Raw genomic sequence first — 17,421 nt, 5'->3', positions numbered from 1 at the left:
ATGCATCGTACTATTAAAAAATCTAAATTAAATCATTAAATTGCGATAAAATGTGGTCGGAAATAATGAAATTTTAGGAAAAATAAGGTACACTAGTCTATGATTTTAGTTGAAAATCGTTTGACGTTAATGCATACGGGGGAAAGATTGATGAACAACAATACAACAAATGAATCAGTTGAAGAAATTGATCAAAAACGAGTAAGATCAAAAAAACGTTATACAAATTGGAAGTTTATCGCAGCGGGTATTGGTGTAATTGCACTTCTTATTGGGGGAATGAGTTATTATCAGGCAACTCACTTCAATTCGAATGTTACAATTAATGACACAAAAGTTGGTGGTCTGAGCGCTGATCAGGCAATACAGAAATTAAAGACATCTGGACTAGCAAACAAAGTCTATGTTGATCAACAACAAATTTTAGATGAAAAAGATACAAAAACGGAACTTACGGAAAAAGATTTGCCTCAAGTTAAGAAACTATTAAAAAGTCAGTGGACATTTTTCCCTTCCTCAAAGGGAGAAAATTATTCATTACTACCAGAGAAGGCAGATCAGTATCGTAGTGAAACGATGAAAAAACTTGTAGAAGAAACGCTCATCTCTATGAATGAAAAATTAAAAGCGCCTCAAGATGCTATGGCGAAGCTAGAACAAGGGAAAATTGTTATTTCGAAAAGTGTTGAAGGAAAACAGTATGACGTTACTAGTCTACTGAAAGATTACGATAAGCAAAAATATAAAAGCGAAATTCATCTGAAGTCTGCATACATAAAACCTATTAAAGAAGACGATCCGATTGTCAAAAAAGAGGAGAAAGCACTACAGAATCTTCTTGGGCAGTCTGTTGAGTATAAAGTGCAGGATGAAGTTTATCCTTTAAAAGCGAAAGATTTAATTCAAAATGCCTCTATGTCAAAGGATATGAAAGTTACAATTGATGCGAGTGACATTAAGAAGAAAATTACTGAAATTAATAATGCCAAATCAACATTAAATAAAGATTTCTCATTTAAAACGCATTCCGGTTCAGTTATATCAGTAAAAGGGCAAGGCTACGGCTGGGCACTAGATGTTGAAAAAGAAACTAAACAAGTTCAACAAGCCTTTGAGAAAGGCGAAAAGGCGCTTTCTGCTTCTAATATTCACGGAAATGGTTGGGAGAAGGAAGGTATCGGTTATAAAACAACAGCGAATAATGGCATCGGAGACACGTATGCGGAAGTTTCAATTGCAGAGCAACAAATTTGGATTTATAAAGATGGAAAATTAGTCGTTACAACAAATGTAGTAACGGGTAAACATAGCACGGGTGAAGATACATCACCAGGTGTGTGGTACGTCCTATATAAACGAACACCATATACGCTAAGAGGTAACGCAGTAGGAAAAGCTGATTATGCGGTTAAAGTAGATTACTGGGTTCCATTCACAAATAGTGGTCAAGGATTCCACGATGCCGGCTGGCGAAAAGACTGGGGAAATAATGCTTATTTAACAGGAGGATCAGGTGGATGTGTGAACCTTCTTCCTAATGTTGCAAAAACTGTATATGATAGTTTGAACACGTATGATCCAGTTATCGTGTACTAGAAAATAGCTACGTAACAAGAAATAAACAAAGCAGGAAATCTTATCTGATGGTATATGAATAAACACCTCTTGCATTCGCATACTAAGTGTGCAAATGCAATGGAGGTGTTTTTGTTTGAATACAAGAGTGTATTGCTTATAAGAAACAAAGTAGAAAGAGATTAAGAATAAGTATTCAAATAATCAATAAAATTGACAATGAATATCATTTTCACTTAATATAGAATCGTCGCATTTAATTAGACATGAATTTTTTGTTAATATAATAGATTTCTATTAAGTTGTCATATTTACGAACTATCATTAAATATTTTAAGAATTTAAACGTAGGAAAGGGTAATATAAAATGAACTGGAAAAAAGGCGGATTATGGGTTATTATTTTTTTCGTTGTAAAAGGCACGATTTCTACACTTTTAATCGTTACAGGTGCTAAATATTTTGATTTATCATTTATGCAACTTATCTTATTAATTCTGACCTTATTAGTGATTTCTCTAATAAGTCGTAAATTGCTCTATAGACATAAACAAAACAAAAAGCAAAAAGAGCTAAATATATAATGAAGCCCCAGAGACCATTGGATTTCTGGGGTTTTATTTTGATAGTTTTTTCGCATGTATATTAATTTAACAGAATAGGTTGTCCAAAATGATAAAATCGATGATGTTTAAAATGCGTCAGTTATTTTTACATAAGGATTGTAGAGAGCCTTTGAATCAATCTTTATTCTGAAGCGACAGACACGTATAAATTATGCTCTTTTTTCAATTGGTAGTTTAAATGTAAAAGTACTGCCTTCTCCTAATTTACTTTCAACCGTAATTTCTCCTCCATGTAGTTCGACAATCCATTTTACCATCGACAATCCTAAACCTGTGTTTCCGATGTTTGAAGATGTTCGTGCTGCGTCAACTCGATAGAAGCGGTCCCATATTTTAGTAATATGTTGCTCGCTGATGCCGATGCCATTATCGGAGACTTTACCTATTATGTTGGTTTCATCACGGAATAGTTGCATATTCACAGTTCCACTCGCTTTGCTATAAGCAATCGCATTCGTTAGTAAATTCATTAATAAACGCATCATCAATGTTTGATCGGCTTTAATAAATAGGTCTTCCTCTATATTAGTTGTTATTTCAATCGAATTTTCTTGAACCATTAATGAAAGTTCTTCTACAACGATTTCCGTTAATTCACTCATATTGATACATTCAAATTGGAAAGTATTATGATTTCCTTGGTCAGCTCTTGCTAATAATAAGAGTTGTGAGATTAGAGCGGACATTTTACGTGATTGCTTTAAAATTACTTCTAACGATTCTTCCATTTCTTTCGGGTTATTCCTCTGCGATAAAGCGTATTCGCATTGTGAAATAATAACAGATGTTGGCGTTCTTAATTCATGAGATGCGTCAGATGTAAATTGTTTTTCACTTTCGAATGATGTCTCCAATCGCTCAAACATTTTGTCAAAGGTTTGTGCTAAATGATACATTTCGTCTTTCGGTGAACCTTGTAAATTAATTCTCTTCGAAAGGTCTTTACCATCACCAATTTTACTGGCTGAATCACTCATTTGTTGCACAGGTCGAAACGCCCTTTGCGTAATAAAATATCCTCCGAATGCCGCAATAAGAATAAGTAATGGGAATGAGATGATTGTTACCACGATAAGCGTATTCATCGTTGAGGATAATTGGTTCATAGTCATTATTCCACGAACCCAGACTTGCTCATCGCCGCCTGCATTATGGAGAAAATCATATACTATCCATTCTTTATTGCCGTCTTTAATGGTTTGTATTTCATCGGATTTAAGCGATATCTTTTTATTAAAGCTTGTTGGACTATGTCCTACCAACAGCTCACCTTGTTTACTATAAATGCTTATATTTACTCCATCTTCTAAGGTTTCAAAATCATCGTCAATCTTTAACTGCCCATGCTTATATTCGATATCTTCCATGCTTTCTTTTACTGTGCTCTTTAATTGATCTTTCATATTAAAAAGCAAAACTTTATCTGAAGAAGTTAAAATAAAAGCTAACACGAGTGCCATAATAATTACAATTAGCCCCGTATACCACAGGGTCACTCTCATTTTTATTGATAGTCTTTTCATGATTCTACTCGCAATACGTAACCAGTTCCTCGTACTGTATGAATTAACTTCGTTTCAAACTGGCTATCAATTTTTTTACGAAGATAGCGGACGTAAACATCAATAATATTCGATCCGCCGTCATAGTCGTAATTCCACACATGTTGCTCAATTTTATCTCGTTTCAGCACAACTTCTTTATTACGAATCATATATTCTAAAATAGCAAATTCTTTACTGGAAAGAGTGATAACTTGGTCTCCTCGTGTTACTTTATGCATATTGCAATCTACCACTAGGTCAGCGATTTCAAATACATTAGATGTATTTCCTGTTTTTCTTCGCATTAACACTCGAATTCTTGCTAACAGTTCATCAAAAGCAAACGGCTTTACTAAATAATCATCTGCACCTAAGTCGAGTCCTGTTACACGATCATCAATTGTATCTTTAGCTGTAAGAAGCAAGACAGGAGTTGCATTATTGTCCGCGCGTAATCTTTGTAATACGTGTAAACCATCTATTCCGGGAATCATAATGTCAAGGACAATCAAATCGTAGGTAGCCATGTTTATATAATCCAGGGCATCTTCTCCATTCCCACATGCATCGACACTATAATGTTCTGCATTTAATCGTTTCACCAATATATTTTGTAAGTCTTGTTCATCTTCGACGATAAGAACTCGCATTAACATTCTCCTTTTCTTCTTATTAATATGTATCACTATAATTCCAAAACATTAAAGAAAGATTAGAAACTAGTTAATTATATCATTTTATCCCGCATTAACGGGCAGTAAGACTCCTCCCTCAAAATTCGGTGAATGCGAGGGAGGTAGGGATTAACTGCCTGTAAAAGCCTTCACTTTATTTTTTTGTACATTAATCTTCCTTTAATGTTTGTTGAGTAATATAAAGGCAAGGATAAGGTGCACATGTAAAGGGAGGAAAACAGAATGGGAAAATGGATGCTGATTGGAGCAATGTCCTGTTTATTCTTAACAGCTTGTTCTACTCAAGTTGATAACAATACAGAAGTACAACAACTGAAATTGGAAAATGATAAATTACAAAAAGAAGTCGCTCAACTACAACAAGAACCAAACAAAACACAAGCTGTTACAAATGATAAGAAACAAATACAAGATTTCAAAAACGAAGTCTCATCTATTGTAGAAAAGGCAAATAACACGAAACCAGTTGGAGCAAAAGAAGATAACTTAAATACGTACTTAGCAGCAAAAAAAGAAATTGACCAATTGGATGACAAGATAGATCTATCTGATAATCAGCTAGAAGCAGATTATCACGCTGGAACGATAACTGTTGAGCAATATCAAACGCAAGAAAAAGAACACGATATACTGGAAGATCAATTAGAGCAAGCAGAAAATGCACTTGAAGCAAGATTTGGAATAGATGATTAATCATTAAGGAGTGGATGAAAATGTTAAAATATAAAAAGAAAATAATGATAAGTGTAATTGCTATTTTAGTAAGTGGTATTGCTATTATTAGTGGATATTATGGCATGGGTTACAATTATGCAAAAAAGAATGAAAACTACACAGAGAAACAAGTTCGTGAAATTTCTTTAGCTCATACAAATGGAGAAATTATTAATGTGAAAAAAGAATTCGAATTAGAAGATGACAACTTAGCACAATCAAAATTTGAATATGAAGTGGAAATCAAGACACCTGATAATCTGTTAAATATTTTAAAAGTTAGTGCTAGAACAGGTACAATAGAACTCAATAATGAAGATTAAATAAATATCGCGTATTTGAAAAAACTCCGAACAAAATTTGTTAGGAGTTTTTTCATGTTTATACTTTACTATTTTGAAATGTGGAAAATCTTCATACTTCTACAATCTATATAAATGACTCAAGCTTCGCATCTTTTGAATGCCCTGAAGTGCTAAACCTAAGCAAAATAATGAACTATCCTATAGAAGAAAGTTGAGGGAGCTAATCGCATATGTTTTATTGAAAGGATGTGATTGAATTATGGAACGGCCAAATTGGGGAATTGGAGGATTAGTATTCGTTGGCTGTATGTTTCTTGGTGGAGGAGTGGGATCTATGTTAGGTAATGCCCAAACTGGATGGCTAATAGGAATGGGCATTGGATTTCTTGGGATGGCTTTAACGAGACTGTTCAGAAAATAATGTAACTGAGATTCTTCTTTTGGTAAATAAGGAAATATGTAAGTAATTCATGGCATAAGAGTTCTATAAATTATAGTTAGAATTTTCTCTTTTGTATTTGTCTTTTCTAAATTTCTCCATACATAGATAAGATTCTCAAGTCGGAGGATAGCACCTTAGGGTGTCTTTTTTATGCTTTTTAAAAATGTCTTATCATATAATAGCTGAGTTTTGCTTTCAGTCTCCGATGCCCATTAAACATAAAATGAAAATTCTGCACCATTTAAACTCTGATAACAATTCATACGATCAAGAATAATTGAGCTAATAGCTCTCGGTAGATTGTCATCATTTTTTTATAATACATTAGATTCATTACCGTTTCAGACCTATGTATTCATTCATAACCTAACAGTAAAAGGGGGAATGATTAAAGGTATGGCGTTTAATGATGAATTAATTTGTCAACAGTTTGCAAGAATCATAGGTGGACAAGAAGGATTCGCCGGTGGGAAATGCGTGGCAACAATAAACAGGGATGAAATACGAGCAACAATCTTAGGAAAACGTTTTAGAGTAACAACTTCCTTTTCATTCGAATCACGAGACAATAAAACTGGACGGGCATTATGCCTAGGCCGAGTAGCACTCTTACAAAAAGAAGTCACTGAATTTGTGGCGACAATTATTAAACAAGGAATAATCGTTTCGTCTATACACAATGAGTGGTTATGTGATGATCCAAATTTGATTTACGTTAATATCGAAGACGTTGATGATCCACTAAATTTTGCAAGAAAAGTGAGAAGAGCATTGTGCAATTAACTAAGTTTTTTAGTTAAATGAGTGATTACGTTAAATAGAAGATTTCAGCGTGTTGAATGTTATATTTGTAAAATAGATTTAAGTGGATGGTTTTATAAAACGAAAGAAGGTGTTTCATATTTGGAATGCCTTTTCTTTATGTTTTCGTTGCTAATGTGGGTGGTTAACTGATTATATGCTGTTCATCTTGTAACAGCAAGAACTGGACGAGGTATCTTTAAAGGTGTTTGACTATTTGTAGATACCATATTTTATCAAATGTTATTAGCATATCATAAAATGATAAGGGAGAAATCGTCAGAGAGATACGTCAAATTAGTCATTCCTTCTATAATCTAAGGAGGCGATTTTGTTTTTGAAAAATAATAGGTAAATCATTTGACAATTAAAATAATCTACTTTAATATATGTGCCATAGCATATATGTGGTGAAAAAATACATTCATTGTGAATGATTGACTGGTATGCTGTATCCTTTTATATCTTAATTTATAGAGGTGATATATGAACTTACATGATTTAATAGGCTATCTTGTTCACCGTACTGATGTGAAAATGACCAATTATTTTACGAAGAAATTAAAGCCGTATGGAGTTACGCCAGAGCAGTGGGGGATTATTAGTGTTCTTTGTAGCCAAAGGAGCACTACTCAAAAAGAGTTGGCGGAAGCTATTGATAAAGATCAAACTACTGTTGTTAGAATGATACAGTCAATGGAGAGAAAAGGGATTGTAAAGAAGGCTTTGAATGACCAAGATAGGCGTTCACATAACCTTTTTTTAACTGAAAAAGGTGACGAATTAAAGAAAACAATCTTGCCTGTAGTGAAAGACGCTCACCATTTTGTTACGAGTAATTTGAGCGAGGAAGAAATTAAAGTATTACAATCGTTATTAAACAAATTGTATGATACACACTATTAATATTTGTTCCTTATTGATGCTATGCTATTCATAAGGAACAAACTTTGTTTTAGGTATTATATGTGCTATAGCATATAATTTTTGTTTGTTTGGACGAATGGAAAGATAACTTTATTTTGTATCATATCTGATTCAGGTTAACTTTTTTGCCTAGTACCAGTCAAATTCCTGTATTATATATGCTATAGCATATAATTTCAGCCCTTTAATATGGAAAAGGGTAATGTAAATGGAAGCGACTTCCATACTGGTAATCTCAGGAAATAGGGTAAAGGTAGTGACTACTACCTGAACAATACTGAGTTTTTATCAAATAATAAGAAAGGTGTGATTACTATTTTAATTTTCATCAATATTGTAAAAGTAGTGTTGTTTCTGTTCTTTTTAATGACAGGAACGAAAATTATATCCGGGAAAATGGCAGATGAGTTCAAACGATTTGGTTTACCTTCGTTTTTTAATTTCTTAACTGGAGCTTTTGAGATTGTAGGAGCGATTGGAATGTTGATAGGAATCTGGATTCCAGTAATAGCTTTATGGGCAGGATTGTTATTAGCTGGTACGATGCTTGCAGCCGCATTCACTCTAATTGTATTAGCGAGAGATCCCTTTAAGAAAGCGATACCTGCACTTGTTTTGTTTGTCCTTAGTTTAGGGATAAGTTTGTATCACATTTTTTAAAAATAACCGAAAACTATTAAACTTTCACTTTATGCGTTCAAGTTACTATCGTTTTGTGATTATGTTACAAATAGGGGGATTCTCCAATTAGTGCTTGAATAATAATAGCAATATGGATTTAGACATTACTATCATTCGAATCATGATCAGTAAAAGAATGGGAAGAATTTTATATTAAAAATAGGAGTGAGTGAAAATGGCATATTTATTACAAGTTGATTTTCCGTTTGAAGGTCCTTTTGGTGAAGAAATGGAAAAAGGATTTTGGGATTTAGCAAATAGTATTAACGAAGAAGAAGGATTCCACTGGAAAATATGGACTGAGAATGAAGAAACAAAAGAAGCTGGAGGCATTTATGTATTTGAAGAAAAACAAGATGCTGAAAAATACGCGGAAATGCACAAGAGCAGACTTGAAGCAGCTGGTGTTAAAGATATTAGAGTAAGAATTTTTAACATCAATGAAAATTTAACTAAATTGAATCGTGGTTATATTAAATAATTCCGACAGTCGGAGCAAGTGTAAAAAGGAGGGGGATAATCCCCTTCTTTTTTTAATTCTTAAATTGATGGTGAGGGGACTCGCATAAAAAATAATCAATTATAAAAGTAATTTTGAACGTAAGGAATTTGTAAGGAAGAGGTAAGAAAAAAGAGATTTTCCTTGTGTAAGATGAAAATGTAAAGAAGAGTGAGAGGAGAAAAATACTATATATTTCTATAAAAAACAAATCAATTAATAAGACTTGTTTGGAGGAAAAGAGACATTACAGATTCAATGTCGTCCTTTTGCAGTGGGGTAAGAAGAAAGCTGTGTGATTAGTTCCAAACAGCAAATAACCATTTATACAATATGAATAGGGGAGAGGAATATTTTGATGAAAAAGCATCGCCAAATTACATGTACAGGTTTAGCCCTTTTAATAACTGGAGGTTCCCTGTTTTATACAACTCCAACCTCAAGTGTAAAAGCGGAGTCCATTCAAAATGTATCTAGTTCGTTACAAACAAGCACCCAAAGAGATCATAATTCCGTCAAAGAGGCAATGCGGGATACATTGAAACTAGGATATCCAGGGATACTTGCTAAAACTTCTGAGAGTGGAAAAACATGGAGTTATGCGGCTGGTGTAGCTGATCTGAGTACCAAGAAACCAATGAAAACAGATTTTCGATTTCGAATTGGCAGCGTGACAAAGACGTTCACTGCAACAGTTATACTTCAATTAGCAGGAGAAAACCGCTTAAATCTAGACGATTCTATTGAAAAATGGATACCTGGTGTCATTCAAGGAAATGGATATGATGATAAACAGATTACTATCCGGCAATTATTGAATCACACAAGTGGTATCGCTAATTACACAAGGTCAAAGGATTTTAATATGATGGATACAAAAAAATCTTATACTGCTGAAGGATTAGTAAAGATGGGAATATCCATGCCTCCAGATTTTGCTCCAGGAAAGAGCTGGTCGTATTCAAATACAGGATATGTATTACTAGGAATTCTTATTGAAAAAGTAACTGGGAACAGCTATGCGGAAGAGATTGAAAATCGAATTATTGAACCACTTGAATTAGCGAATACATTCTTACCTGGAAATTCAAGCGTCATTCCAGGAACCAAGCATGCCCGTGGATATATCCAATTAGACGGAGCAAGTGAGCCGAAAGATGTTACTTATTATAACCCAAGTATGGGGAGCTCAGCCGGAGATATGATTTCTACAGCTGATGATTTAAACAAATTCTTTTCTTATTTACTTGGGGGCAAATTATTGAAAGAACAGCAACTAAAGCAAATGCTTACAACAGTCCCTACAGGAACAGATGAACTTGGCGATTCCGGGCTTGGAATTTTCAAAATGAAGCTTTCAAACGGTGTATCGATATGGTGGCATGGAGGAACCATTCCTGGCTTTTTAACTTTTGCTGGAGGCACACTTGGAGGCAAGCATACATTGGCAGTCAATTTGAACAGCCTTAAAGCTGATACTCCTGATCCTTTTAAAAATATTTTACTTGCTGAATTTAGCAAGTAGTCTAAAAGTAAAAACGGGTAAAATTTATCATAGTTTCATAGTTTCATAGTTACACAAATGAATGATGAAAACGATCAATTATTTAAGGAGGTAATTTCGTGATGAAAAATAAGCTAACTGGTGTGTTAGCCACTGCATTAGCGGTAACTATGATTCTACCAACAGGAGCGAAAGCATTTTCTGAAAGTAAGACTACTGTTGTAACTGGTGAAGAAGTAGCTAGTCAGGAACTGAAGAAGATTGCAGCAGAGAAAGCGGAGCTACTTACGAAGTCCCATGGGGCAGCTAGCGTGCAGTATGCACTAATTGATAATGGAAAACTTATTTTGTCTGGTCAGGCTGGCAAGAACGATATGGAAGGGGAAAAGCCGCTAACCAAAGATACTTTATACGGGATTGGTTCAGTTAGTAAAATGTATGCAACAGCGGCTGTAATGAAATTGGTCGATGAAGGAAAAGTCGATTTGGATGCTCCTGTTGTCCGCTATGTTCCTGATTTTAAGATGAAGGACGGTCGATACAAACGTATTACACCGCGTATGTTATTGAATCACTCCTCTGGATTGCAAGGTTCTACGTTAGGTAATGCATTTTTATTTAACGATAATGATACCTATGCCCATGATACCTTGTTACAGCAATTGTCAAATCAAAACTTGAAGGCGGATCCTGGTGCTTTCTCGGTATACTGTAACGATGGTTTTACGCTGGCCGAAATTTTGGTGGAAAGAGTTAGTGGTATGAGCTTTACTGAATTTCTACATCAAAACTTTACAGAGCCTTTAAAGATGAATCATACGAAAACGCCGCAGGACAAATGGAGGGATGAAAATCGGGCTGGACTATATTACCCGGCGTACCAAGGGCAACTTCCAATTGAATCGGTGAATGTTATTGGTACGGGCGGTATATCTTCCACGGCAGAAGATATGGTGCGATTCTCACAACTATTTATGGGACAGGGAAAAGGAATCCTCTCTGATAAGGTAGTTAAGGCAATGGAGCAAGAGGAATATAAAAAAGGAATGTGGCCGGGGGCTGGCGAGAATATTTTTAACTATGGTCTTGGCTGGGATAGTGTGAAACTATACCCATTCAGTGAATATGGGATCAAAGCTTTGGCTAAGGGCGGCGATACGGCATTGCAACATGCTATATTAGTCGTGCTTCCGGAACAGAAAATAGCAGCGGCTGTATTGACATCTGGTGGACGGAGCTCTACAAATCAGCTAATGGCAACTGAATTGCTGCTCGCTACGCTTAAAGAAAAAGGTACTATTAAGGAAATCAAGCCGAACAAATCCTTTGGTAAGCCGGTCAAAGTCAAAATGCCTCAAGGCGTAGCAAAGAAAGCAGGATTTTATGGCAATAGCGAAACTCATTTCAAAATTGAAATTACGAAGAACGGTGAACTATTCTTACCATCTAATCCAGAAGAAAAATATGTATATACTGCTGATGGAAGCTTTATTAATGAGGGGGGTACTTCCAAGCTCAACTTCGTAACCGAGAAGAATGGAAGAACTTATTTGAAGGAGAGCGCATATAAATCTTATCCAGGTTTAGGGCAAAGTGTGATGACCCACTATTTAGCTGAGAAACTAGAAGACAACGTGCTTTCGAAGAAAACCGCTGCTGCATGGGTAAAGAGGGAAGGTGTCAAGTTTTATCGTGTAAACGAGAAATTTAGTTCTATTCAATATCTTGTTCAGTCGAAACATCTTAGTACTCAAATTACTCGCAAGGAAGGCCCAGCAGGCTATTGGGATGGCAGAAAAATTACAGGTCCGAACACCGCGGTGCATCAGATCCAAGTACCCGTGATGAATGGTCGTGATACGACGGAAACGCATTTCTATACAGAAGGCGGCAATGAATATATGGAGATGGCTGGATTGTTATACGTAAGTGAATCTAATGTAAAACCAATTGATGTAGGCCAATCATCCAAAGTTACGCTGGGAGCAAATGGACATGCGAAATGGTTTACAATTCCACAAGCGGCAACAGACAAAAGGATGACCGTGACGCTGCCATCAAATGGTTCATTTGCGGTGTATGATGAGAAGGGAGTTTGCGTCAACTTCACCATTGTGAGTGGCAATAACAAGGTGGAACTTCCGAAGAACGGAACAATCGTATTCGCTGGGGCACCGAAATCGGAATTTGCAATCTCGGTGAACTAGCTATAATTTAAGATGATCTTAAACAAAACCAGTAAGGTACAGAAAAGATGTATTACTGGTTTTGTTTGTATTTATGCATTCTCAATGAAAAAGCTTGAATAATATCACTCTCAAGCACTATAAAAACATCAAAACTAGAAAATTAGTATCTCTAGAAGATGTACAGTTTTTTGGGAGTTGAATAATTTTAACAGCGTAGAGAGATTAAATTTCTACTCTTTTTGGGGTACGACCTCATACCCATCAAGCTAACCAAGTAAATTACTAGATACGAAATGACCTTTGTTTCAAAACTAGCAAGTGATAAAAAATTAGGCATGCTAAAGAAGCCTATTAAAACGTAATTTTTTCGCTAGGCAGCTTGTCTTTGCTTCACCGTCGTTTTATACACAATCCCTAGAATATCAAAGACCGTCATCTTCTTATACCTATGACATTTACGACCGTTTTTTTGAGCAGCTGATAAAGGGGATGCAGAATTTTTAAAAGTTTTTCTGTGCCAACGGCTATCGCTTGAAACAGTAAAGGAAAGTAATCTTTAATCATATAAATCGCTTTGTATTCACTCAGCTCCTGTTTTTTCTTTTCAAGTAGAAACTGTCGCATTTGAAATATCGTAGAAGAACAGAGGAGAATGCCGATGAGCTGTCCATATAAATGGCACTCTAGGCGTTCTCTTTTTATATTTTTACATTCATCAATTCCAAAGAATGACTTCCACGTTTTAAACAAAATTTCAATCTGCCAACGAAGTGAATATAATGAATGCACGTAGTTCGTCGGTACTTCTTCTAGCAACGTGTTCGTGATATATACATTCATGTCCATTAAACGTTTACTTTTATCCTTCATGATAATGCCTTTCTTCTTTTCACGTATAGCCTGGTTTTTCAGACGTGTTTGCGTTTGATCATCGGTTAAACGATGGATAATAACACGTGCTGGAAGTTTCTGATTTTGGCCAATGTATGCCTCGGGGATTTCTATCGTTTCACCAGGGATTAGACCAGACATCATTTGTGTCATATCAAGCTGGATGTATTCTGTTTGCTTTTTTAATGTACCATTGTTGAAGTATTCTGGTTCAGGGTTCTTGATATAAATGCGTGTATTCAACATATAGATACAAAGTTAGCGTGAATTTCTTTAGTTGGTCACTTAGCCATAAACTAGGTATAGAAATTCCAAAATACCTGTAATTGCTATTCGTCTAATGAATATTTTGCCTAACCATTTTTCAGATAAAATAGGTCCAAGTGGGTATGTGATAGGCCACATTGTGTTTATATTCGTCTAATTAAACTACCCTATTTCTTCTGTAAGCTACCTCTGCTAAAAAATGATCCCTCCCTCATAAACAGAAAATACTTTTTATGAGGAGTATTTATTCAATTTAAGTTTATAAAAATTGAATGAAGGCGATGCAAGTACTCATTTATTTAGAATAAGAGTAAAGATGATGCTTTATTTGTTCAATAAAATATTGATGGTGTATATTATCGTTAGATACTCGACTTGCCATAATAGCTCCCTCCATTGAAGATGCAAGAAAAGAAGCGAGCGATATAATGTCTATATCTTCTTTAAGTTCTTGTTTCTCTATTCCTTCCTTTATGAGAGAGGCCATTAACATTACTGTATCATCATAACCTTTTGCTGCTGCTTTTTGTAATTCTGGAAATACTCCAGTACTTTCAATTGCGCTATTAAGTAATGGACAGCCTCCAGCAATTGGAGGATTATTAGCTGCATCTTGATATATAAGGAAAATTGCAAGGATTTTATCGATTGCTGTCTTTTTATTTTCCATTTCTTTATGAAAATGCCCCCACATAATCTCACCACTTTTGTCGTAGGCAGCAAGCACAATTTCTTCTTTATTTTTGAATCTACGATAAATAGCTCCTTTAGATAGTTCAGTAGCTGTCATTATATCCTGAATGGATGTGTAAGTTATCCCATTAGTATTAAATAAATATAAAGATGTTTCAATGATCTTTTCTTTTACCTTATCGACTTTAGTCATGCTTTGTGGTCCTCCTAATAAAAAGAACTTAATATTTAGGGTGATTTTCACTATAATTTTTTTGAATTTTTATTGTAAGTATAAATAAGTTTGAAGCAAAATTATCATATCAATCCCTATCTTATAGGAACCTAAAACAATACAGTTTGAGATTCATTAAATTATATATTCTTTATCATATGAAAGAATTTTCTGTCAATAATAATTGACCAGTTGGTTAATTCAGTCATGTTATACAACTAATTTCACCTAAAATCATAGAAAAAGTAAAAATATATAGTTAATTTTAATGTATAGACATTTAACTATTATATATAATTTTTATTAATATGTTTATCTAAAGTGAGCGAGCTACTCACACCTTCATTTCATTCTATAAAAGAGTAATCAGTAATCATTAATGATTACTGGAATTTGATTGTAAATAAGCAACTGAGATATAATTACATTTAGTTTTTACTATGTTAATAATTTGTAGAAAGGGTTTAAAAAACTAGAAACTTATAGTATCATTAGAATCCGAACCGAACCGTTCGGTTCGAGGAATTATTTATATATATATTAAAATGGAGGATATTTAATGAAAAAATTATTTGAAAAGTCACCAGCCGGTGTAATACTTAGCTTTTTTGCAGTAATTATGGTACTTACAATCGTAGTAGATTCAGTTTTCTCGATTATATTTACTGATGATAATGTAGCGCAATTAGTAGCGCGTTTTGTTCTAATTGTAATTATGTTGCTAGTTAATGTGACAGTATTCAAACTGAAATTTGGAAATATGATGAATCGAATTGGATTAGGCCTTCTGTTATTACTTCCAGGATTAAGTTATGTTGTACTAAATTTAATAGGTGTTGAATTTGATAATTTAATGAAAGCAAGTATGCAAGCTTATCTAATAGCGGTAGTATCTACAATTGCTGCTGTTTCATATGAAGAGATTCTATTACGTGGGCTTCTATTAAATGGATTGTTAAAAGCTTGGAGCCAGAAAAAGAACGGTATTTTGTTAGCTGTTATATGGTCAAGTGTGCTCTTCTCATTAGTGCATGCTATAAACTTACTTTCTGGCGCACCTTTAGATGCAACTTTATTACAGCTTATTTATACAACAGCAATGGGCTTCCTCTTCGCGGCTGTGTATTTAAGAACAAACAATCTATTAATACCAATTATCGGTCACTTCGTGATAAATTTCAGTGGTGTATTACAAGATATGGGCATCGATCCAGAGAAAGTTACGGGTCATGTTAGCGCAGGAGATGATGTTAGAAAGGCTCTTATTGCTATTGCGGTGGCATCAGGCATCGTTTTTGTATTTGCGATGATTTATTTACGCAAGATGAAACTTGCTGAAGTTAATGATTTAAACTTAAATATAAAGTAAGATTAGAACCTTTAGTTAATCATAAAGATATTAAAAGTAATTTATACATATAAAACTGAATTTTATATTGTAGAAAATAAATAAGACAAGAAAACTGAGAAAATATTATATAAGCAAAAAAGAATCCATTTTGATTAAAATGGATTCTTTTTTAAATAGAGGTAAAGCCCATCGCTATCAAGCTAAGAAAGGTAAATACCCTCAGAACGAAATTTTGTTTTAACTTGTAGCAAAAAAGCTCATTTTTTCGTTTTGGGGTAATTCTGAATTCTTAAGTTGATGGGCATGTGGTACGACCTCAATTAAGAAGGTTTCTTCAATTAATAGAAATGTATGTACATACACATTATATTTTTATTCCATAAATTTTAAAATTTTGTTCACGATAGTTTGATATTGTAAAAAAAGAAAATATGTGGAACGACATCACTTTGTTTTTATACAGCTTTGTAATTAAACTATAATATTGTATTTTTTCTTCATTATTGAAATTAGTAATAATAAAATGTATTATTGAAAAGCACAATTTATAATTCAAGTAATCAAGCATATGTACCCATAATAATTTGAACATTCAGAAATTGTAATATTGTCTAAAAACGAGGTGAGATTCATAGAAACAGTACATATTAAGTGGTATGGCATGTATAGTATAAATGACTTTTATAATAGGGAAGAAGCTTCTAAGAAGGGGATATTTGCAATCTCTAGAGTATATGCTAAGAATGTAACATTGCTCTATATAGGACAAACTAAAAGAAGCTTTATACAAAAGATAAGAGAACTTAATAAAGAGTGGGCTTTTGATGAGAGCGAATTAAAGATTACATTAGGAATAATAGAATTTCCTAGTGGTGAACTTTACTCTGAAAAGAAGGTAAAAGAGATAAAATCTCTTTTGATTTTACGACATACCCCATTAGAAAACGAAACATCTTTATTATACTATAGAGGGAAATTTAATTTTAAAATTATTAATAAGGGAAGAAGAGGTTTAATTGTTAAAAAGCTTTCTACAGGAAATCTAATGTGGACGTAATTGGAATCACCTTTGAATAAAATTGAAGGTTTCTTAAGTGCAGAAGCTTATCAATTTTTAATGTATTAAACTATTTTGAATAACATATGTCAGATACTTGAAAAAACACAAATTTTATTATGATATGAAATCCTGTATGGAAAGTGTAGTTTATTTCTATTGTTTAATAAAAATATTAAGAATTTTAGGGATAATACATAAAGAGTAGAGGAGAAAGTAAACACGGAGGTTTGAAGAATGGGACAAGTAAGCAGATTTCAAGAAAAACAACAGAATCGTCGTCAAAAGGCAATTTTTAATATTGCATTTACTTTGGTATTAGTGACAGTTGGTATAGTGACATACCAATTGTTTACCCCTTCTAATACATCAACGAAAGCAATTGCTCAAGAAAAGAAAGTAACAAAGATAGAAGAGAAGAAAACTGAAGATAAAGAAACAGCAAAG

Annotated in this window: 16 protein-coding genes and 2 pseudogenes; 14 read left to right on the top strand and 4 right to left on the bottom strand. The window is 33.9% G+C overall.

From position 1 onward, the window contains the following. The first annotated feature begins 150 nt into the window (after positions 1-150). A complete protein-coding gene (locus MR107_RS18490) occupies positions 151-1,596 on the top strand; it encodes a L,D-transpeptidase family protein (RefSeq protein ID WP_074555285.1) in 1,446 nt (481 codons plus the stop codon). A gap of 346 nt (positions 1,597-1,942) precedes the next feature. Next, positions 1,943-2,158, top strand: coding sequence for a hypothetical protein (locus tag MR107_RS18485; RefSeq protein WP_001104104.1), 216 nt, complete (start codon positions 1,943-1,945; stop codon positions 2,156-2,158). Positions 2,159-2,349: 191 nt separating this feature from the next. Here the strand turns inward: MR107_RS18485 and MR107_RS18480 are convergent, their stop codons facing one another. Beyond that, complete coding sequence (locus MR107_RS18480; protein ID WP_060851931.1) at positions 2,350-3,723, bottom strand: sensor histidine kinase; 1,374 nt, start codon at positions 3,721-3,723, stop codon at positions 2,350-2,352. Continuing rightward, positions 3,720-4,394, bottom strand: coding sequence for a response regulator transcription factor (locus tag MR107_RS18475; RefSeq protein ID WP_242292587.1), 675 nt, complete (start codon positions 4,392-4,394; stop codon positions 3,720-3,722). The genes MR107_RS18480 and MR107_RS18475 overlap by 4 nt, the downstream gene beginning before the upstream one ends. Before the next feature lie 267 nt (positions 4,395-4,661). Between MR107_RS18475 and MR107_RS18470 the strand changes: the two genes are divergently transcribed. The 9 genes from MR107_RS18470 to MR107_RS18430 all read left to right on the top strand — a co-directional run bounded on the left by MR107_RS18470 (position 4,662) and on the right by MR107_RS18430 (position 12,519). Next, a complete protein-coding gene (locus MR107_RS18470) occupies positions 4,662-5,132 on the top strand; it encodes a hypothetical protein (RefSeq protein WP_242292586.1) in 471 nt (156 codons plus the stop codon). 20 nt (positions 5,133-5,152) lie between these two features. Next, entirely contained in the window at positions 5,153-5,476 is a 324-nt protein-coding gene (locus tag MR107_RS18465; RefSeq protein WP_086395834.1) for a PepSY domain-containing protein, read from the top strand. A 241-nt stretch (positions 5,477-5,717) separates the two neighbouring features. Next, positions 5,718-5,879: a hypothetical protein gene (locus tag MR107_RS18460; RefSeq protein WP_000441009.1), complete on the top strand. Its 162-nt coding sequence runs from the start codon at positions 5,718-5,720 to the stop codon at positions 5,877-5,879. Between the two features lie 405 nt (positions 5,880-6,284). Then, on the top strand, positions 6,285-6,683 hold the full coding sequence (locus MR107_RS18455; protein ID WP_000589729.1) for a DUF1259 domain-containing protein: 399 nt from the start codon (positions 6,285-6,287) through the stop codon (positions 6,681-6,683). Positions 6,684-7,187: 504 nt separating this feature from the next. Continuing rightward, entirely contained in the window at positions 7,188-7,607 is a 420-nt protein-coding gene (locus MR107_RS18450) for a MarR family winged helix-turn-helix transcriptional regulator (protein WP_001048563.1), read from the top strand. Positions 7,608-7,937: 330 nt separating this feature from the next. Then, positions 7,938-8,288, top strand: a complete 351-nt coding sequence (locus tag MR107_RS18445; RefSeq protein ID WP_033687632.1) for a DoxX family protein — start codon at positions 7,938-7,940, stop codon at positions 8,286-8,288. 196 nt (positions 8,289-8,484) lie between these two features. Beyond that, on the top strand, positions 8,485-8,790 hold the full coding sequence (locus MR107_RS18440; protein WP_000323769.1) for a monooxygenase: 306 nt from the start codon (positions 8,485-8,487) through the stop codon (positions 8,788-8,790). A gap of 376 nt (positions 8,791-9,166) precedes the next feature. After that, complete coding sequence (locus MR107_RS18435) at positions 9,167-10,333, top strand: serine hydrolase domain-containing protein (protein WP_000716615.1); 1,167 nt, start codon at positions 9,167-9,169, stop codon at positions 10,331-10,333. A 101-nt stretch (positions 10,334-10,434) separates the two neighbouring features. Further along, positions 10,435-12,519: a serine hydrolase domain-containing protein gene (locus MR107_RS18430; protein WP_242292595.1), complete on the top strand. Its 2,085-nt coding sequence runs from the start codon at positions 10,435-10,437 to the stop codon at positions 12,517-12,519. A 352-nt stretch (positions 12,520-12,871) separates the two neighbouring features. Here the strand turns inward: MR107_RS18430 and MR107_RS18425 are convergent. Next, positions 12,872-13,635: pseudogene (locus MR107_RS18425) on the bottom strand (transposase); the annotation flags it as partial. A gap of 319 nt (positions 13,636-13,954) precedes the next feature. Beyond that, positions 13,955-14,545, bottom strand: coding sequence for a TetR/AcrR family transcriptional regulator (locus MR107_RS18420; protein ID WP_000169655.1), 591 nt, complete (start codon positions 14,543-14,545; stop codon positions 13,955-13,957). A 580-nt stretch (positions 14,546-15,125) separates the two neighbouring features. Between MR107_RS18420 and MR107_RS18415 the strand changes: the two genes are divergently transcribed. The 3 genes and pseudogenes from MR107_RS18415 to MR107_RS18405 form a co-directional block, all read left to right on the top strand. After that, a complete protein-coding gene (locus MR107_RS18415) occupies positions 15,126-15,935 on the top strand; it encodes a CPBP family intramembrane glutamic endopeptidase (protein ID WP_059303649.1) in 810 nt (269 codons plus the stop codon). A gap of 604 nt (positions 15,936-16,539) precedes the next feature. Continuing rightward, on the top strand, positions 16,540-16,974 hold the full coding sequence (locus MR107_RS18410; RefSeq protein ID WP_242292594.1) for a sodium:proton symporter: 435 nt from the start codon (positions 16,540-16,542) through the stop codon (positions 16,972-16,974). A gap of 237 nt (positions 16,975-17,211) precedes the next feature. Then, positions 17,212-17,421, top strand: a pseudogene (locus tag MR107_RS18405) (DUF1510 family protein); the annotation flags it as partial.

This window comes from Bacillus cereus group sp. BfR-BA-01441 (assembly GCF_022663075.1).
In the GTDB taxonomy this organism is placed as follows: Bacteria; Bacillota; Bacilli; order Bacillales; family Bacillaceae_G; genus Bacillus_A; species Bacillus_A cereus.
This window is presented reverse-complemented; position numbering and strand designations above follow the sequence as displayed.